Source organism: Hymenobacter terrigena, assembly GCF_054776515.1.
In genome coordinates this window covers 253,169-272,150 of the sequence record NZ_BAAHBU010000002.1, presented here as the reverse complement: position 1 = coordinate 272,150, position 18,982 = coordinate 253,169, and the positions used below count along the sequence as shown (strand labels likewise).

Annotated in this window: 14 protein-coding genes; 6 read left to right on the top strand and 8 right to left on the bottom strand. The window is 61.5% G+C overall.

Translation table 11 applies throughout. The features are described 5' to 3' along the window. The first annotated feature begins 40 nt into the window (after positions 1-40). Positions 41-1,561, top strand: a complete 1,521-nt coding sequence (locus ACYU7Q_RS08075) for a hypothetical protein (protein WP_460608933.1) — start codon at positions 41-43, stop codon at positions 1,559-1,561. 114 nt (positions 1,562-1,675) lie between these two features. On the opposite strand, the gene ACYU7Q_RS08070 is transcribed toward ACYU7Q_RS08075, so the two are convergent. From ACYU7Q_RS08070 to ACYU7Q_RS08055, 4 genes are all read right to left on the bottom strand, one after another. After that, entirely contained in the window at positions 1,676-3,100 is a 1,425-nt protein-coding gene (locus tag ACYU7Q_RS08070) for a hypothetical protein (RefSeq protein ID WP_460608932.1), read from the bottom strand. Between the two features lie 87 nt (positions 3,101-3,187). Further along, positions 3,188-4,420, bottom strand: a complete 1,233-nt coding sequence (locus tag ACYU7Q_RS08065) for an OmpP1/FadL family transporter (protein ID WP_460608931.1) — start codon at positions 4,418-4,420, stop codon at positions 3,188-3,190. A 279-nt stretch (positions 4,421-4,699) separates the two neighbouring features. Continuing rightward, positions 4,700-5,734, bottom strand: coding sequence for an endolytic transglycosylase MltG (gene mltG / locus ACYU7Q_RS08060; protein WP_460608930.1), 1,035 nt, complete (start codon positions 5,732-5,734; stop codon positions 4,700-4,702). Further along, positions 5,734-7,239, bottom strand: a complete 1,506-nt coding sequence (locus ACYU7Q_RS08055) for a helix-turn-helix domain-containing protein (RefSeq protein WP_460608929.1) — start codon at positions 7,237-7,239, stop codon at positions 5,734-5,736. Before ACYU7Q_RS08055 ends, mltG begins: the two co-directional genes overlap by 1 nt. Before the next feature lie 280 nt (positions 7,240-7,519). On the opposite strand from ACYU7Q_RS08055, the gene aceB reads away from it, so the two are divergent. Together aceB and aceA are read left to right on the top strand one after the other, a co-directional pair. Then, positions 7,520-9,145 carry a malate synthase gene (gene aceB, locus ACYU7Q_RS08050; protein WP_460608928.1) on the top strand — a complete coding sequence of 542 codons (1,626 nt, stop codon included), beginning with the start codon at positions 7,520-7,522 and terminating at the stop codon, positions 9,143-9,145. A gap of 126 nt (positions 9,146-9,271) precedes the next feature. Next, positions 9,272-10,555 (top strand): isocitrate lyase family protein, encoded by a 1,284-nt coding sequence (gene aceA, locus ACYU7Q_RS08045; RefSeq protein WP_460608927.1) that lies wholly within the window; start codon positions 9,272-9,274, stop codon positions 10,553-10,555. 173 nt (positions 10,556-10,728) lie between these two features. Here the strand turns inward: aceA and ACYU7Q_RS08040 are convergent, their stop codons facing one another. After that, positions 10,729-11,895 carry a ribonuclease D gene (locus ACYU7Q_RS08040; RefSeq protein WP_460608926.1) on the bottom strand — a complete coding sequence of 389 codons (1,167 nt, stop codon included), beginning with the start codon at positions 11,893-11,895 and terminating at the stop codon, positions 10,729-10,731. A gap of 261 nt (positions 11,896-12,156) precedes the next feature. On the opposite strand from ACYU7Q_RS08040, the gene ACYU7Q_RS08035 reads away from it, so the two are divergent. Both ACYU7Q_RS08035 and ACYU7Q_RS08030 read left to right on the top strand, forming a co-directional pair. Further along, positions 12,157-15,177 carry a SusC/RagA family TonB-linked outer membrane protein gene (locus tag ACYU7Q_RS08035; RefSeq protein WP_460608925.1) on the top strand — a complete coding sequence of 1,007 codons (3,021 nt, stop codon included), beginning with the start codon at positions 12,157-12,159 and terminating at the stop codon, positions 15,175-15,177. A 21-nt stretch (positions 15,178-15,198) separates the two neighbouring features. Next, positions 15,199-16,635 carry a RagB/SusD family nutrient uptake outer membrane protein gene (locus tag ACYU7Q_RS08030; protein WP_460608924.1) on the top strand — a complete coding sequence of 479 codons (1,437 nt, stop codon included), beginning with the start codon at positions 15,199-15,201 and terminating at the stop codon, positions 16,633-16,635. A gap of 78 nt (positions 16,636-16,713) precedes the next feature. On the opposite strand, the gene ACYU7Q_RS08025 is transcribed toward ACYU7Q_RS08030, so the two are convergent. Both ACYU7Q_RS08025 and ACYU7Q_RS08020 read right to left on the bottom strand, forming a co-directional pair. Then, a complete protein-coding gene (locus tag ACYU7Q_RS08025; protein WP_460608923.1) occupies positions 16,714-17,625 on the bottom strand; it encodes a prohibitin family protein in 912 nt (303 codons plus the stop codon). 69 nt (positions 17,626-17,694) lie between these two features. Next, positions 17,695-18,159: a hypothetical protein gene (locus tag ACYU7Q_RS08020; RefSeq protein WP_460608922.1), complete on the bottom strand. Its 465-nt coding sequence runs from the start codon at positions 18,157-18,159 to the stop codon at positions 17,695-17,697. Positions 18,160-18,297: 138 nt separating this feature from the next. On the opposite strand from ACYU7Q_RS08020, the gene ACYU7Q_RS08015 reads away from it, so the two are divergent. Continuing rightward, the gene (locus ACYU7Q_RS08015) at positions 18,298-18,534 is read left to right on the top strand and encodes a hypothetical protein (RefSeq protein WP_460608921.1); all 237 of its coding nucleotides are present in this window, start codon (positions 18,298-18,300) and stop codon (positions 18,532-18,534) included. Between the two features lie 93 nt (positions 18,535-18,627). On the opposite strand, the gene ACYU7Q_RS08010 is transcribed toward ACYU7Q_RS08015, so the two are convergent. Further along, positions 18,628-18,936, bottom strand: a complete 309-nt coding sequence (locus tag ACYU7Q_RS08010; RefSeq protein WP_460608920.1) for a hypothetical protein — start codon at positions 18,934-18,936, stop codon at positions 18,628-18,630. Between the last annotated feature and the right edge of the window lie 46 nt (positions 18,937-18,982).

Here is an 18,982-nt window from a genome sequence, read left to right as displayed (position 1 = left end):
GCGGGCGTACCGACCTTCGCGCCCGCTCGCGCCACCGCTCATGCTTTCACCTGACTCTGCAAATAACGCCCGCTTCTCCGCTAGCCGCCGCTGGTGGTTGCTGGCGGCGCTGGCGCTTGTAACCATTAGCCGGCTGTGGCGGCTGGCTGAGGCCGGTGCGCCCGATTCCGACTCAGTGCGCGACTGGCAGATAATCCAGCAGATGGCGCACGGGGATTTCTCCCAACTCTTCCACCACGGCAGCCCGGGGTTTAGTGTTTTTTACCTGCCGGTGGCATTATTTGCGCACCGGTTTGTGGTGCTGCAAACCATCAATGCGCTGCTGGGCGTGGCCGGGCTGGGCTTTTTCATGGATTGGGTAGGCCGCAAAGCTCACCTAAACGGCCCCGAGACGGCGGGCCTGGCATTACTGGGCGGTACGTCGTTGCTGCTCACGTTCTCGGGCCGCGATTTTACCATGAGCTCGCTCAACCTCGTGCTGTTTGCCGGACTAGTGCGCAGCCATTTGGCTCGATTACAGCGACCTAGCCCTGCCGCATTGGCTCGCGTAGCGCTATGGCTGGCGCTGGCCCTGAGCGTGGACTATAAGTTTTTGTTTACCATCCCCATCCTGGTGGTGCTGGAGTGGTGGCAGGCCGATGGCCTGTGGCAGCAGCCGCGCACGTGGGGGCGGGTGCTGGGCATCCTGGCCACGCCTTACGTGCTATTCGGCGCGCTGGGGTGGCTGGTGGGCCTGCCGTGGTACCGCTGGCTGGCCTTCTACGTGCGCGTGGCCATCCCCAAAACCGCAAACCTGGCGGGCCGGCAAGCCACCATGAGCCTCGATAGCACCTACTACTTGCGCTACTTGGGCAGCTTCGAGTCGCCGCTGCTGCTGCTGGGGTTGGGGCTGGCGGCGTGGCTGGTGCTGCGCCAGTGGCGGGCCGGCGGGTGGGCGGCCACCCGGCAGTGGACGATGATGCCCTACCTGCTGGTTTGGGCCGCGCTGCTGTTGGCCGGCATGTCATTAGTCGTAAAAGCGCCCCGGGGGCTGCTGTTTGCCTACCTGCCGTTGGCGGCGCTGGCCATACTGAGCGGCCGGCGCGTGCTGCCCGGCTGGGCGCTGGCCGGGGTGCTGCTGGCCGCGGTGGGCCAGAATCTGTTCCGCATTCAGCGGGAGCTGTATGCGCCGCTGCCCACACACTACCCGCAGGTGGCGGCGTGGCTGCGGCAGCACGACGCCACGCGCATCGCCAGCACCGTGGGTGTGAACCTGACCCCGTACCTGAACAATCATCAATCCCTAACCGTGGTCACCGACGAGCGGCAGCTATCGGCCCTGCGCCGGCAAGGCGTGCAGTACGTACTGCTCGATGGCTACCGGCACGTGGCCGGGGTGGCCCGGTTCGATTCGCTGGCGGCGCAGCGGCCCGTAGCGGCCTGGCCCGAGCCGGCGCTGCACCGGCCGCTGCTGTTTCTGGAGCATTCCGAGTACACGGGGTTGAGCTACGCTGAAACCCTGGCCGCATGCCAAGCCGCCCGCGCCGATACGCTGCCCCTGCGGCTGTACCGGCTGCAATAAGGAGCGGGGCAATCTGTTATTCCCACAAAAAAGCTCCGTGGCCTGGTCCTCTTCTGAGCACTAGGCCACGGAGCTTTTTTGTGGGAATAACAGATTACACCAGCCGGGACGACACTATTGGGCAGTTGCCGGCAGGCGGTTTACGTCGATGGCCGGGATTTGGGTCCGGTAGGCGCGGTTGAGGGCGGCGATAATGGCATTGGCCAATAGCCCGTTGCCGCGCGGCGTAAGCGAGTAATAATCCAGTGAAAAGAAATTGCCCCGCACCAGTTCGGGCGAATACTGTACGCCACCCACTGCGATAATACCGGCCACTTGGTTGAAGAGCAGCACATCCGTATCCAGGGTGCTTTTGTTGGTGGCAGGCGTGAGAATGGGAAGTTTGTAGGTAATGCCGGCTAGGTCGTTGAGATAGTTATTGTAGTCTTTTCGTACCCCATCAATCAAGTCAAACTCTCTCGATTTGTCGAGCACATCGGCATCGCGGATGGGGTTGCGGATGTCGCGGCCGTACGGCAGCATCAGCGTTGTGCCGTTCACCACCACGGCTGTAGGGCGGCCAATGCGGGCAAGGGCCGGGGCCAGCACGTAATCATTATTGGTGATGTGCACCGGTGGCCCCAAATTAATCGGGTCTTCGATGTAAATCCGGGCGGTATCGCCGAAGCTGGCCTGTAGGCGGGCTTCGAGGTTAAGGCCCTGGCCGGCCCGCAGGAATGGCAGGCTCGTGAGCGGCGGCAACTGCATAATTACGCCCCGCTGGCCTTTGGCTACGAGGCGGGCAATTACTAGGCCCGCGTTGGTACGCATAGTGCTGATGCTGGGCAGCGTGGCCGGGTTGGCCCCGCACTGGCCGCCGCTACGTACGTAGGGCATCAAATCATCAAGGCCCTGGAAGTAGGTAAAGAAGGTGGCTGTGGCAGCGGCATCGGTTACGGCCTGCAGGTAGGTGCGATTGTCGGCGGCCGGCAGCAGGCGCTCAAAGTAGGGGTTGAAGGCCACGCCGGGCCGGGCGTTGGCCTCATTGCCCAGGCCTGCCGTTGCAACTTGGGCTAGGGTGAGGCCGGGCACGCCCAGGTTCTGGGGCAGGGCGCTGGCCGTGGCCGAGCGCACCAACAATCGCGTGGTGTCGGGGTTGCCGCAATTGCCGGGGGTGATGATGGCGCTTCCCCGCACGGCCTGCCCGGCCACGCGGCGGCTGCGCACCAGGCCTGAGGCAGTGAAATCGACAAAGTCGAGGTAGCCCGAGCCCGAGCCCGCTTCCAGTAGCGGCTGCGAGAAGGTACCGCCGCCCGAGGCCAGCGCGAACTGCTGTGCCAGCAGGTTCGGAAACGAATACTGCTGGCTGGCGCGGGTGAGGCCGCCCGCGCTCACGCCGGCCGTGTAGGTGTCGCCCACGGCTAGGTAACGGCTCAGGTCGAGGCCGGTGGTAGCGGCGGGGGTGGGGGTATCCTGGGCCGGGGCGCAGGCCGTGAGCAACAGGGCGGTGGCGGCCACTAAGCCAGCGCGGCCCGAAAGCGTAAAAGAAAAATGCTTCATCGCGAAAATCAGAATCGAATAATGCAGAGTTGAGAGGAGGCGGCCCCGTGGGCTTATCAGCCGGCCAAAGCCTAGCTGGCAAGCTGCCTAGAAGGCCACCGCAATGCCCACTGAGGCCGTGTTGACGGCCATGCGGTAGGTACCGGCCACGTTGGCCACCTTCTCATCGGTGAGGGCTACGCGGGCGGTGCGCAACGTGGCGTAGTCGAAGGAGTAAGCGCCTTCCAGCGTCAGCCGGGGATTGAGCCGGTAGGTCAGGCCCAGCGATGCGCCTATGCGGTTGGCATCGAGAAACTCGGGGTTGATGTACTCGTCGCGCACGGGCGACTCATCGTAGTGCAGGCCGCCGAGCACGGACAGCTTGGGGCTCACCTGGTATTCGGTGCCCACCCGGAAGCTCAGGGCATCCTCGTAGCGGCGGGCGCTGCTCAGGGTACGGGCCGGGGCGCTGCCCGAGGCGTCGACGGTCAGCTTCAGCGAATCCACCGAACTCCAGCCGCTCAGGGAGAAGTCGAACGTGAGCAGCAGTTTTGGGGTGATGCGGTCAGCCACGCCCACGGCCAGCGTGTTGGGCAGCCGGATGCGGGTGCTGAAGGCCGAGGTGGCCGGGGCCACGCTGGCATCGCGGGCGGGCACGCCGGAGTTGGTGAGGGTGCCGTTGTTCATTTTCAGCTGCACGCTGCTGCGGTAGCTGATGCCGAAGGAAAGGTTGTCGCCGCTGCGGCCGTACAGGCCTACGTTCAGGCCCACTCCCGAGCCGCTGGCGCTGAGTTGGGCCTGAGCCGTCGGGTCGTCGTACTGGCCCAGAGCCCGACGCTGGGTGTATTTGCCAAAAGCGTACACAAAGCCCACGCCGGCGCTGAAGTTGTCGTTGAGCCGAATGCCCACGGTGGGCTGCACAAAGTAGGTGCTGAGCTGGCTTTCCTGCACCACGGAGCGGCCTTCCCAGGTGTTGGGCCACTTGGTGTGGTAGCCGTAAGGCGTGGTGATGGCCAGGCCCAGGGCCACGCGCTTGTTCAGGGCGTGGGTTGCATACAGGTAGCCGCCGGGCTGCACCACCAGGTCCTGGTCGGTGCGCTGGTAGGTGTCCTGACCCACGAAGGAGGCCCGGCGCACCTGGCCGATGCCGCCAATGCTGATGCGGGTAAGCGAATCGGTCCACTGGCCCAGTAGGCCGGGGTTGGTGCTCAGGCCGGCAATGCTGTTGATGTAGGCCGTGCTGGCGCCGCCCAGGCCCAGCACCCGGGCCCCCTGCGGGCCGCTGTCATACCCGCTGGCCAGGGCCGACGAAGCCGTTAATCCACAGAAGACAGGAATCAAGAAAAGAAGAGGTTGACGCATACGGGCGGTTTTGCGGAAAATTGGGAAACAAATGTACACCACCGCCGGGTAGCAGGCCAGCAACTGACGCGCGGGCGGGGTTAAAGAAATCGTGCCCGCGAGGTTTCCCGCTGCCATATGCTTGAAAATGCTAAAGCCCTCGGGCAACGGCGGGGCTGCTGCACACTTGGTTAAAGCAGTCCGCCGTTGCCCGAGGGCTTTACATACATTCTTTAAAACAGGCCGGCTATAGTACAAATTGGCTACCCCAAAACTTTTTCACCGCTTCACCCCCAAGCTATCCAGCCGGTGCTGATAGCGGCGGGCGTTGCGCTTGTGCTGGGCGTAGGTTTCGGCGAAATCGGAGAAGCCGCTGCCGTCGGGCCGGGCGCAGAAGAACAGGTTTTTGTTGTGGGCGGGCTTGAGTACGGCCAGCAGCGAGCCGGGCAGCGGCGTGGTGATGGGGCCAGGCGGCAGGCCCTTGTGGCGGTAGGTATTGTAGGGCGAATCGACTTTTTTGTCCACGTTCAGCACGCGCTTGCGGGTGCCCAGGCCGTGCAGGGGCCAGAGCAGGGTAGGGTCGGCCTGCAGGGGCTGGCCGTTGCGCAGGCGGTTGAGGTAGACGGCGGCGATGAGGGGCTTATCCGTCGGCTGGGCTGTTTCGCGCTGCACGATGCTGGCCAGCACGCTCACCTGCACGCGCGTCATTTTCAAAGAATCGGCCCGGGCCTGCCGCTCCGCCGTCCAGAACCGGCGGTAGCGGGCGGCCATGGTATCCAGAAAAACCGGGGAGCTGGTGTTCCACAGCAGCCGGTACTGCCCGGGGATAAACATGGTGCGAATGGTGCAGGTATCGAGGTGGTAGCGGCGTTGCAGGCCCTCGTTATCGCCTAACAAAAGCTCCAGCTTGAAAGAGTCGGTTTCGAGTCGGCCGCATACCTTGCGCGGCAGCTGTTCAATGTAATGAAAGGGCTTGAGCTCGAATTTAACCGTGTCCTGCTGGCCAAATAGCAGCATTTTCAGCAGGTCGATATTGCCCATGCCGGGGTCGAGCCGGTAGCGGCCGGGCTTCACGTGGGGCGGGTAGTCGTGGTGCTCGGCCATCCAGCGGAAAGTGGCCGGCTCGATGAGCAGCTCGTGTTTTTGCAGCGAATCAAGCACCGCCGCGTAGCCCGTGCCGGTGCGGATGTAGAGGTAGGCTGGGCCTTCGGGAAAGACCGTGACGTTGGGCCGGTAGGCCACGCGCCACCCCACGTAGCCGGCGGCAATGAGCAGCAACAGTAATATCCCGCCGATGAGGTAGCCGCGCCGCATCAGACTTTCCCTTCTACCAGTTCCGCCACGGCCGCCTCGAACGCCGCCCGTTCGGCCAGCCGCACAATCTCGGTGGGGGCCGCCGCGCGCGACTCGCAATCGGCAATCGGGCAGCGCTCGCAAGTTTCGTTCACGATGCGAAAGGGCAGGGCCGGGTCAGCCAGGAAGCGAACGTGCTGTTTTAGATTATCATCGCAACGCAGGCCGATGGTCACGCTCAGGGCCACCTGGGTGGGCGTGCCGGCGCGGGCCAGTGTGAAGCACAGGTACTCGTCGTCGGTACCGAAGTAGCGGGACTTTTGCGCCCCGGCCACCGTCACAGGAGCATCGGCCGTATCGGGCACGGGCATGGCGCGGGCCTCGTTGATGAAGCGCAAACTCACCCAGCGGCGGCAGTAGTGCTCGTTGAGCTCGTTGCCGTGGGGGTTGTGCAGGCGGGCCAGGTGCAGCTCCTTGGTCAGCTCGAAAGGCGCGAGGGAATCGGCCTGGTCGAAGCGCAGGAAGAACAGGCTTTGCAGCCCAAAATGCCGCGGCAAGAGCGTGGTAAGGCGCTGCATGAACATCTCGGGGCTCACGTCATATTGCGTCATCAGGTTCAGCAGCAGCTCCGGCTGCCACTTTTTGGCCCCGAAAAACTTCTTCACGTCGCGCAACAGGCTCTCCTCCTCCATTAGCAGCGCCCCGGCGAAGTAGGAGGCCTTGAAGTTGTTCAGTACCTCATCGAACGACCGCACCTGCAGGCTGCTGCTCACGTAGGGCCGCTCCGTCAGCTTCAGGTAGTTGAAGGCCACTTCGCGGCCCAGCACGAAGGCCTGCTGGCCCCGGCTCAACCCCGGCCGCAGCAGCAGGCGCCGGGTTTTGGGCTGAAATACGCTCCGCAGCCGTGCCTGGGTGGCCACGGCGTGGTGGCCCAGCGTTTCGCGGTCCAGCGTGTAGCCGTATTCCTCCGTGAGTACGCGCTCCAGCTGGCCGAGGTCAAACGGCGCGACAGTACTCAACTGGTGGCTACCCACGAAGGCGCGTACGTCCTGCTCCAAATCCTCGAAGTAGTTGTCGTGCATCTCCTGAAACGAGCGCAGTGCGGCCAGGAACAGGTGCTCCTGGCGCATCTCGTAGTTGCGCGCAATCTCGAAGATGGTGCTGATGAAGGCATTCATCCGGGCCGGTGCGTTGGCAATCAGCTCAATGATGCGGGCCGGCTCCAGGCCGTACATCTCCAACGGAAATTCCTTCAGCAGCTTCGAGTTCAGCAGCTCGCCGATGGGCTCCAGCCGGCGCGGCAGCTCCAGCGAGGTGAGCTGGTCGTAGCGCACGTCCAGGGCCTTGCTCAGGCTCAGAATCTTGTCGGCCTTGGGGTACTTCTTGCCCTTCTCAATCTCATTCAAGTAGCTCACCGACACGTCGCAGACCCGCGCCAGCTCGGCCGGGCTCAGGCTGCGCTCCTGCCGCAGCTCGCGCAGCTTCAGACCAAAGATGAGGCGAACGACTTGGCCGTGATTAAGCATAGGGGAAATAATATTTTGGCATTGCGCCTTAGTAGTGCTGTCGCAAAAACCACTGCCATTCGTCGCAGAGGTCGTTTTGACGAAGCTACGGCAACCCAGCTAAATGCGTGGTTAAAGCGAATTTTATTTTATCAGCGAATATTCGCTGATAAAATAAAATTCGCAATGTATGTTTGTGCCAAGCCCGGCCTAAAGTCTTACCCCGAACCACCGGCAACCGGCGTAATTCAACTGAAAACCAGCCCCGCCACTCATTGCTCACCATATAACTGACCAAGACATGACTTTCATCGACGTTGCCCCCGCCCCCCCGCCCACCTACCTCACCCCGGAACGGGTGAAAGTCCTCGGTACTTATTCGCCGGCCTTCGCCGAAATCCTCACGCCCTCGGCCTTGGCTTTCGTGGCCGAGCTGCACCGCCGCTTCGACCACACCCGCCAGGCCCTGCTGGCCCGCCGCGCCGAGCGCCAGGCCGATTTTGCCGCCGGCATTCTGCCCGATTTCCTACCCGAAACCCAGCGCCTCCGCGAGCAGGACTGGACCGTGGCCCCGTTGCCGCAGGACCTGCTCGACCGCCGCGTGGAAATCACCGGCCCCGTGGAGCGCAAGATGATTATCAATGCGTTGAATTCCGGGGCCAGCGTATTCATGGCCGATTTGGAGGACTCCAACGCCCCGACCTGGGACAACGTCATTCAGGGCCAGATTAACCTGCGCGATGCCGTGCGCCGCACCATCTCGCTCAGCACGCCCACTAAGGAGTACAAGCTGAACGGGAAAACGGCTGTGCTCATGGTGCGCCCGCGCGGCTGGCATCTGGTAGAGAAGCACATTCTGGTCGATGGCGAGCCCATCAGCGCTGCGCTGCTGGATTTCGGCCTTTATTATTTCCACAACGCGCACGAGCTGTGCGCCCGGGGCACCGCGCCGTATTTCTACCTGCCCAAACTCGAAAGCCACCTCGAAGCCCGCCTGTGGAACGACGTATTTGGCTTCGCCCAATGGTCGCTGAAACAGCCGAAATGCGTCATCAAAGCCACGGTTTTGATTGAAACCTTACCGGCCGCTTTCGAACTAAATGAAATCCTGTACGAGCTGCGCGAGCACAGCGCGGGCCTGAATTGCGGGCGCTGGGACTACATTTTCAGCTACATCAAGCGCCTAGGCCTGAATCCTGAATTCCGCCTGCCCAACCGCGCCGAAGTGACCATGACCGTGCCCTTCATGGCCGCCTACTCGGCGCTGGTGGTGCAAACCTGCCACCGCCGGGGCGTGCACGCCATCGGCGGCATGGCCGCCCAGATTCCCATCAAAAACGACCCAGCCGCTAATGACACAGCCTTGGAAAAGGTTCGGCAGGACAAAATCCGCGAAGCCACCAATGGCCACGACGGTACCTGGGTGGCCCATCCCGGCCTGGTGCCGGTAGCGCTGGAAGTCTTCAATCGCCTGATGCCAACCCCCAACCAAATCGAAAACAAGCGCCCCGATGTTCACGTCACGGCCGCCGATTTGGTGAAAGCACCGGTGGGAAATATCACCGAGGATGGCCTGAAGCTGAACATTGATGTGGCCATTCAGTACCTAGCCTCTTGGCTGGGCGGCAACGGCTGCGTGCCGATTTACAACCTGATGGAAGATGCCGCCACGGCCGAAATCAGCCGGGCGCAGGTGTGGCAGTGGCTGCACACGCCGGGTACGGTTTTGGCCGACGGCCGCGCCGTGACCACCGAACTATACCGCTCACTGGTGCCCGGGCAGTTGGAGAAAATCAAGGCGTTGGTAGGGGAGGAGACTTATGAAAAGGGCCATTTCGTGCAGGCTGCGCGACTTTTTGATAAGCTGGTAATGAGCGAGCAGTTCATCGAATTCCTGACCGTGCCGGCCTACGAGCAACTGGCCTAACGCACTGTAGCGTGGACTCGCAGAGTCCACGCTACATTCTGCTTCCGAACCCCAAAAAAGCTGCCCCAACGGGCAGCCCGGTACCCTATTGCCCAAACCCAACCTCCACCATTCAATCCCATTTCCATGAAAACGCACACCCAACGCGCCGCCGAAATTGCCCTCGACTGGGCCCACAATCCCCGCTGGATAGGCATCCAGCGTCCGTACTCGCCCAAGGATGTGGTGAAGCTGCAGGGCTCTGTGCACATCGAGTACTCACTGGCCCGCCAGGGGGCTGAGCGGCTCTGGGAGTTGCTGCACACCCGCGAGTACGTGGCCGGACTGGGTGCCCTTACCGGCAATCAGGCCGTGCAGGAAGTGCAGGCCGGGCTGCTGGCCATCTACCTGAGCGGCTGGCAGGTGGCAGCCGATGCCAACGGTGCGGGCCACATGTACCCCGACCAAAGCCTCTATCCCGTGGACAGCGTGCCGGGCGTGGTGCGCCGCATTAATAACGCCCTGCTGCGCGCCGACCAGATTCAGCACCTCGACGGGCGGAGCGACGTGCACTACCTCGCGCCCATCGTGGCCGATGCGGAAGCCGGTTTTGGCGGCAACCTGAATGCGTTTGAGCTGATGAAGATGATGATTGAGGCCGGGGCCGCCGGCGTGCATTTCGAAGACCAGCTGTCATCGGCCAAAAAGTGCGGCCACTTGGGCGGCAAAGTGCTGGTGCCCACGCAGGAGGCCATCAACAAGCTGGTGGCCGCCCGCCTGGCCGCCGATGTGCTGGGCGTGCCCACCCTGATTGTGGCCCGCACCGATGCCGACGCGGCCGACCTGCTCACGGCTGATGTGGACCCGCGCGACCAGCCCTTCATTTTGCAGGAAGCTGAGCGCACCAACGAAGGCTTCTACCGCATCCGTTGCGGCGTGGAGGCGGGCATTGCCCGGGGCCTGGCCTACGCGCCCTACGCCGACCTCATCTGGATGGAAACCTCGCACCCCGACCTGGGCGACGCCCGCAAATTCGCCGAAGCCATTCACGCCAAATACCCCGGCAAGCTGCTGGCTTACAACTGTTCGCCGTCCTTCAACTGGGCTTCGAAGCTGAGCGTGGAGCAGATGGAAACCTTCCGCGAGGAACTGGCCGCACTGGGCTACAAGTTTCAGTTTATCACGCTGGCCGGCTTTCATGCCCTCAATACCAGTATGTTCGAGCTGGCCCAGGCTTACCGCCAGCGCGGCATGGCCGGCTACTCGGAATTGCAGGAGCGGGAATTTGCGCTGGCGAAGGACGGCTACCAGGCCGTGAAGCACCAGTCCTTTGTGGGCACCGGCTATTTCGACGCCGTGCAAAACGTGGTAACCAGCAACCAGACCAGTACTGCCGCCTTGGTAGGCAGCACGGAGGAAGCGCAATTTTAGACCACGGATTTGCTCGGATTCTTCAGATTTCACGGATTCTTCGGACGTCGCGTCTTTCAGTGCGAATCCCACAACAGAAAAGGCCACTCGCACGAGTGGCCTTTTCTGTTCAGTCCGGGAAATAATCATCCACAAAATCTGTGGAATCCGAAAAATCCGAGCGAATCCGTGGTCTAGAAAGGTTGCTCAATCGAGGCGTAATCCTCACCGTGCTTCTCAGCCGAATCTTTCAATAATTGCTGCTGCCAGGGGCGCAGGGCGGCTTCGGTGCCTAGTTCGATGATGTCGGCGATGAGGCGGTTGCTGAGCACCATGTTGGCCATGGTGCTGCCGTGGTCGGTGGCGAGGTGGCCTTTGAGGGCCATGAGCAGGGCTTCGCGGGCATCGGCGCGGGCGGCGGCGGGGCCGCTGAGGCGACGGCGGAACGGGAACTTGCGCTGCTCGGCCGGCAGCGGCGCGTCGGGTTCCAAATCGGTGGTGCCGATGGCGAGGAGCTGCTCGGCGTAGGGCGAGCGTTTCAACTCGGGATGTAGGCCGTTGGCGCCGCGCAGCTGCAGGGCGGTTTCGAGCGGGTTGCGGGCCAGCTCGGCTAGCCGGTCGTTGCTGAGCACGTGGTAGGGCGGGCGGTCGAGCTGCCGGGCCACGGCATCGCGCAGCATGTACAGCTCCCGGAAAATGGGCATTTCCTGCGCGGTAATCTTGTATTTGGCGGCGTTGCGCGACCACGGGCGCGGGTCGTCGCGGCCGTAGCGTACGGCTTCGAGGGCCAGGTTTTCCTGGGCGGCCCAGTCGGCGCGGCCCAGCTCCTGCAGGCGCGCGCTGAGGCGGTCGGTGAGCTCGAAGAGGTAGAGCACGTCGTTGGCGGCGTATTCCTTTTGAGCCTCGGTGAGCGGGCGCTTCAGCCAGTTCGATTTCTGTTCGCCTTTGTCAACTTCAAAGCCTAACTCGGCCTGAATGAGGCGGCCCAGCGAAATATTATTGTCCTCGGCCGCCAGCAAGGTGAATTGTACGCTGGTGTCCACGATGTTGCGGCAATTGACGCTGAACACCTCATCAAGCAACAGAATATCGGACTTGCAGGAGTGGAACACCTTGGCCACGGCCGGGTCGCGGAGTACCGCGAACAGCGGCTCCAAATCGGCGGCCATGTCGGGCAGGGGCAGCGGGTCAATCAAGTAAACTTCGGCCCCATCAAATACTTGAATAAGTGCCAGGTGGCGGCCGTAACGGTGGCGCATGTCATCAAACTCGAGGTCGATGCCGATGCGCGGCAAAGTAGCAAAGTGCGCGGCGGCAGCGGCAATGGGTTCGGCCGTGGTGAGGTAATGAATGGTGGGCATTGATAAGCAAAGAAAAAATCGGCAGCACGCGTGGCTGGCGCCGCAGGCAATAGCGCGGTAAAGGTAGGGAAGTATAGCAAGCCGTTGGAATATATGCGGTAAATGGATAAATTTAATATATGCAATTATAAGGTTTTTGGCATCTTATGAATATGGCTCTGGCATTGCAAAGGAGCGACATCGCCGGTTGGCCCTTCTGTTTTTGCTCGTGCTGTTTTCCGAGGTTTTTATCATCTCTAACCGCTACTTAATATCCATCTCATGAGACGCAGACTTATTACTCATTTAAGGCTTTTGCTGCTCTTTGCGGCGTGCCTGTATTCCGCCTCGGCGTGGGCCCAAAGCCGGGCCATTAGCGGCCGGGTGGTCGGGACCGACGGTGGGGGCATCCCCGGCGTGACGGTGCTGGAACAAGGTACTACCAACGGCATCAGCACCGGTGCTAATGGCGACTTTAGCCTAACCGTGCAACCCAACGCGACGCTGGTAATCAGCTCGGTGGGTTACAAGGCGCAGACCGTAGCCGTGGGCAGCCAAACCACGCTCAACGTGACGCTGGCCGCCAGCACCACCGAACTCACCGAAGCCATTGTAGTGGGCTACGGCACGCAGACCAAAGCCGACCTCACGGGTTCTGTTACCCAACTGTCGGCCAAAGATGTGGCCAACCAGCCGGTAGTGAGCTTCGAGCAGGCCATTCAGGGTCGGACGCCGGGCGTAGCCATCAGCCAGGGCTCGGGCAAGCTGGGCGCCGGCGTGCAGATTCGGGTACGCGGCTCGGCTTCGGTTACGGCTTCGAACCAGCCGTTGTATGTGATTGACGGCATTCCGGTGACTTCGCAGGACCAGTCGCAGGCCAACACCGACGGTGCCAACCCGCTGGCCGACCTCAACCCCAACGACATCGAGAGCATCTCCATCCTCAAGGATGCTTCGTCGTCGGCCATCTACGGCTCGCGTGCCTCCAACGGCGTGGTGCTCGTGACCACCAAAAAAGGCCGCCAGGGCCAGACCAAGGTGAACGTGGGCTACTACGTGGGCCGCAGCACGCCCACCCGCAAGCGCAAGTTTCTGAACGCAGCCCAGTACAAGGAACTGTTCAGCGAATCCATTATCAATGCCGGTTACGTAGGAACGGGAGCCGACCAGTATCCAAACGTAGCAGGCGTTTTTTCCGATTTCGGTGGGATTGATTACAATTCGACTTCGGATACGAACTGGGGCGACCAGGCCTTCCGCGACCACGGCACGGTGAGCCAATACGACTTGAGCGTAGCTGGCGGCGATGCCAAGACGCGCTTCTACCTGAGCGGCACCTTCAACGACCAGACGGGCATCATCATCGGCAACCGCTTCCGGCGCGGCAGCATCCGCCTCAATCTCGACCACAGCATTTACGAAAAGCTGCGCGTGGGCATCAACCTGTCGCTCACCCGTTCGGTAAACGACCGGGTTTCGGACGACAACGCCTTTGCCAACCCCTTGCAGCTGAATGCCCTGCCGCCCTTGCAACCGGTGTACGACCCTACCTCGGGCAAGCTGAATCCCAACACGCTGTACTATAACAACCTGCTCGACCAGCAGCTCGGCAGTAACCGCGCCGGCAACTTCCGCTCGTTCAGCACCGCCTACCTGAGCTGGGAGCCGCTGAAGGGCCTGACGCTGCGCACCGAAGTGGGCGGCGACTTCCTGAACCTGAACGAGGACCTGGTGCGCGGCGCCGGCACGCAGGACGGCGGCTCCACCGGCTACGCCTACAGCGCTCAGACGCAGGTAATCAACTACACCACCAACAACACGGCCACCTACGGCTTCAACCTCGGCGACGACAACCGCTTCGAGGCTTTGGCTGGTTACTCCTACCAGCGCTCCGACACCAAGCTGACGGCCGCCGAAGGCCGCGGCTTCCCCACGCCCGAGTTTACGCGCATTGCCAGCGCCGCCGTGAAAACCAGCGGCAACCAGTCGTTCGGCACTGGCTTCTCGTTCATTTCGTATTTCGGGCGCCTCAACTACGCGTTCCGCAACAAGTTCTTGGTGTCGGGCAGCATCCGCCGCGACGGGTCGTCGCGCTTCGGGCAGGACAACCCTTACGGCACGTTTGGGGCCGGCTCGGTGGGCTACGTGGTTTCGGAAGAAAGCTTTTTGAAGGACAATTCGGTGGTGAGCTTCCTGAAGCTGCGCGCCAGCTACGGCCTCACCGGCAACGCCGAAATTGCCAACTTTGCTTCCCGCTCGCTGTTCGCGGCGCTGCCTTATGCCGACCAGTCGGGCACGGCTCCGCTGAACACGCTCGGTAACCTCAACCTGACCTGGGAAAACACCAAGCAGGTGGACTTCGGCGTAGAATTCGCTTTCCTCAACAACCGTATCACGGGCGAAGCCGACGTGTACCAGAAAAACACCACCGGCCTGCTGCTCAACCGCCAGCTGCCCTACACCGGCGGCTACAGCATCATCACCGAGAACATCGGTTCGCTGCGCAACCGCGGCCTGGAACTGGCCCTGAACGGCCGCGTGCTGGACGGCGACTTCAAGCTGAGCGTGGGTGGCAACATTTCGTTCAACCGCAACATCATCACCACGCTGAAGGATGAAATCATTCCCGGCGGCAATACGCTGAGCCGCGTGCGTCAGGGCGAACCCATTGGCGTGTTCTGGGGCAAGAAATACGCCGGCGTCGACCCCGACAACGGGAACGCCCTCTACTACAATGCCGATGGCTCAAAAACCAGTGACTACGCTTCGGCTCCCAACCAAAAGCTCGGCAACCCGAATCCGAAATATACGGGCGGCGTTACGCTCAATATGTCCTATAAAGGCTTTGACCTGAGCGGCCTGGGCCAGTTCACGGTTGGTAACGACATCTACAACGGTGCGGGAATTTACCAGTCGGTAAACGGTGACTTCTTCGACAACCAGACCATCGACCAGCTCAACCGTTGGCAGAAAAAGGGCGACATCACCGACATTCCGCAGGCCCGCTTTGGCGAAGGCAACGGTACGGGTACTTCGTCGCGCTGGATTCAGGACGGCTCGTTCTTCCGCATCAAAAACCTCACCCTGGGCTACAACCTGCCCGCCGACCTGGTGAAGAAAGGCTACCTGCAAACGGTACGCATCTACGTGACGGGCCAGAACCTCGCCACCTTCACCAAGTACACCGGCTACGACCCCGAGGTAGTATCGGGCCTCTACAATGCTAACACGGTATTGGGCCACGATTTCTACACGCCGCCGCTGGCCAAAACCTTCCTGGCGGGTGTTAACCTGGGCTTTTAATCTTTTGACTTCCTCTCCGATATGAAACATACCTTTATTCGGCCAGCCGTGCTGGCCCTGGCCCTGGGGCTGAGCCTCACCGGCTGCAAAGACCCGCTGGACATTGCCCCGCAGCAGGGCATCGACGTATCGGTGGCCCTCACCACGCCCGAGAAAGTGGGCGGTGCCGTAGTGGGCCTCTACGCCAAGCTCGACGACCCGCGCCTCTACGGAACCGACCTCATTCTGGTGCCCGAGCTCATTGGGTCCGAGAACTACATCCGCTGGGATGGCACGTTCACCAATTACCGCCAGATTGCCACGCGCTCATCCTTTACTTCGCTTAACACGACGGCCGCCGGCATCTGGCAGCGGGCTTACGAGGACATCAACCAGGCCAACCTGGTGCTCAGCGCCCTGCCCGTGGTCACCAATGCCGACCTGAAAGCGCAGTATGAGGGCGAAGCCCGCTTCGTGCGTGGCCTGTTGTATTTCAATCTGGTCCGGCTCTACGGCCAGCAATACCAGCCCGGCACCGCAAACTCGCAGCTGGGCGTGCCCATCACGCTTTCGGCCAACACCACGGTTGACCAGGCCACCGTGAAACTGCCCCGCGCCACCGTGGCGCAGGTCTACGCCCAAGTAATTGATGACCTGACGACGGCCATGCAGAAGCTGCCCGCGAGCAACGGCACCCGCGCCACTACCTACGCCGCCGAGGCGCTGCTGGCCCGCGTGTATCTGCAGCAAAGCAACTTCACGGCCGCCCGCGCGGCAGCCGACGATGTCATTAACCACAGCGGGAAGTCGCTGGCGGGCTCGGTGGCCGCCATCTTCGCCAACCGCAACGGCAGCGAAACCCTGTTTGAAATCCAGCAAAACGACCAGAACAACGCCGGCACGTCCAACGACGGCCTGGCCACCTACTTCGCCAGCGACGGCGGCGTGGGCCGGGGCGATGTGCGTATTCTGCCCGCTTTCTCGACCCAATATGAGGACAGCGATGCCCGGGGCACCGACTCACTGGCCGCTTCGGCCACGCGTAAGCTCATTTACCTCGGTGATGGGGCCCGGCCCGGCCGGTTGCGCAGCATCAAGTATCGCACCTACGGCCAGAATATTCCCGTCATTCGCTTAGCCGAGATGTACCTCATCCGGGCCGAAGCCGACGTGCGCGCCGGCAACACGGCCGATGCTTTGGCCGACGTAAACCGCATTCGGACGCGCTCGGGCGCTACGCCGCTTACCACCGTTACGCTCCAAGACGTGCTGCACGAGCGCCAGCTGGAGCTGGCATTCGAAGGCTTCCACATCTACGACCTCAAGCGCACGAATGCGGTCATCGTCCCCGCCATTCCGGCCACGCCCGATAACCCCGCCGTGCCGGCCGTGAATGCCAACGACCCCAAGTTGATTCTGCCCATTCCGCAGCACGACATCAACCTGAACGAGTTGCTGGTGCAAAACCCTTCTTTCTAACCAATAGTCAGAATCGGTAAATGAAAAAGCCCCGTCGCAACAGCGACGGGGCTTTTTGTTGGAGAATGGTAGCGGACGCTATTTGTCGCCAATCAGCAATTGCGGCGCTGCGCCGCGCCCGCCACCCATGATGATGACCTTGGCATTGGGCGATGTAGCAATGGCCTGGTTGGCCTTGATGGTTTCATACTGCAAAAGCTTGTCGCTCAGCTCGGTGTTCACGATGCGCTGGTAATCGGCAATGCCCTGGGCCTCTACGCGCTTGCGCTCGGCTTCCTGCTTTTCCTTTTGCAGCACAAACTGCATTTTCTGCGCGTCCTGCTCGGCCGAAATCTTGCTCTCGATGCTGCGTTTCACCGACTCGGGCAGTTGAATATTGCGGATAAGCAACTGGTCGAGCTGCAGGCCGTTGGTCCGGAAATCCTTCTCGATGGCAGCCAGAATACGAGCCTGAAATTCCTCGCGGCGCGTAGAATAAAGTGCCACGGCATCGTAGTAAACCGCGTTATCCCGAATGCGGGTGCGCGAAATGGACCGCACGATTTTTTCCTGATAGTCCTCGCCAATGGTGGCCAGAATGTGCGGTGCCTGCGCCGGCACCACGTGGTAAAGCACCGTCAGGTCAATCACAACTTCGAGCCCATCGGCCGAGAGCACCCGGATGGCGTCGTCGCCCGATTGGGCACCTTCCCCGTGCTGGGCCGACATGGTGTAGTTCTGCGTGCGGGTGTCGAAGCGCGTCACGTCTACCAGCGGGTTCACCACGCTCAGGCCGGGTGGCAGCACGCGCTTTTGCACCTGCCCAAACAGCGTTTGCACACCCACCTGCCCTACGCCAATCTGCACTACCGTGCTCAGGGCCAGCCCCAGAATCAGGAACGCGCCGCCGAGGAAAACGAGGCCGCCGCGCAGGCGCTCCAGCCGTTCGGAGAAGCGGCTGGCATTCAGCCCCAGTACCAGAATGATAAAACCGAGAATGCTGAGAAACATGGGAGGGGAGGGTTTGAGATAATTAAATCACAGTAGCGCTCAGCATGACAGATGGCAGAACAGGACGTTCTACTCGTCTTCGTCGGCGCTGAAATCCAGGGTGCGGGCCAGGTTCACGCCTTCCTGCGCCACCTCTTCCAGCAGCTCGGGGGCGTCGGCATCCAGCGTGCGGCCGAAGAGGTTGAGCAATTCCTCGCCCTCCTCGTTCACGTACAGGTTTTCGTAGAGGCGGTCAAACAGGCGCGCTTCGCGGCCGATGATGCGGTCAATGTCTTCCGGTGAGCGGGCCTCGTTGAGGGCGCGGTGCAGCACATCCAGCACCTGCCGGCTTTCGTCGTGGTCGCCCAACTCCGAAACCAGCTTTAGCAGGCTCATGGCCAGGCCCAGGCGCACCTGCTCGAAGCGGAATGGCTGCTGCGCGGGCGGCGCTTTGCGCAGCAGGTCGTAGGCCTGCAACGCGTTGGGGGTGAGGTAATACTTCACATCGTTGGGCGCGGTGAAGGCGAGGTGCAGCAGTTGTTCGTAAGGCGTCATAAAGCGAAGGCGGAATCCGTAGCCGAAACACGGTTCGGCCCGGTGCGTAAGCAGAAAGCCGAAAGGTACGTGCGGATAGCAGCCCAGAAGCTGAATCGGCGCACGCGGCCCAGCATTACACCCTCATTCTTTTTTTCGATGACGCATAAATCCAAATGGCTGATTTTTGCCCCGCTGGGGCTGGCTACCATTGGCGCGGGCGCCAGCATGGTACACTGGGCTGGCAGCCTGAAAGACCAGCGCCAGCCCACCTCCAGGTGGCTGGTGGCCGGCACGGCAGCCTTGGTCGTGCTCAATTCGGGCCTTAGCCTGTTTGGGCGTGGCGTGGTTGAAAAAATGCTCTATGAGATACGTGAGAAACCCGGCTTGGAGTAACCGTTTTCCTTCGCAATCAGACAAGAAAAAACCCCGACCTAGGCCGGGGTTTTTTCTTGCTGGAAAGCGGAAAGGAACAGCTCTTCGAAAGGACTATTCGGTTTTGGCCTCCACTTTCTCGGTGCCTTCTTTGGTTTTTTCGCTTACTTTATTGGCGCCATGCTTCACAGCATGGCCGGTTTTCTGTGCGCCACGCTTCACGGCATGTCCCGTTTTATGGACAACGTTGCCGGCGGCATCTTTCGTGTTTTCGAGGGCTTGGCCGACATTGGTTTTACCGGTTTTGGTTACCACTTTGGTGGTGCCATTGTCGCGCACTTTAACCTCCGTCTTAGGAGTGGTTTGCGCAAAAGCAGCAGTAGCAAAAGCGGAAAATGCGAGCAACAGGGTTACTTTTTTCATGGTCAAGAGAAAGAAAAAGGGTTATGAGGGCTTGTACGCTCTCTAC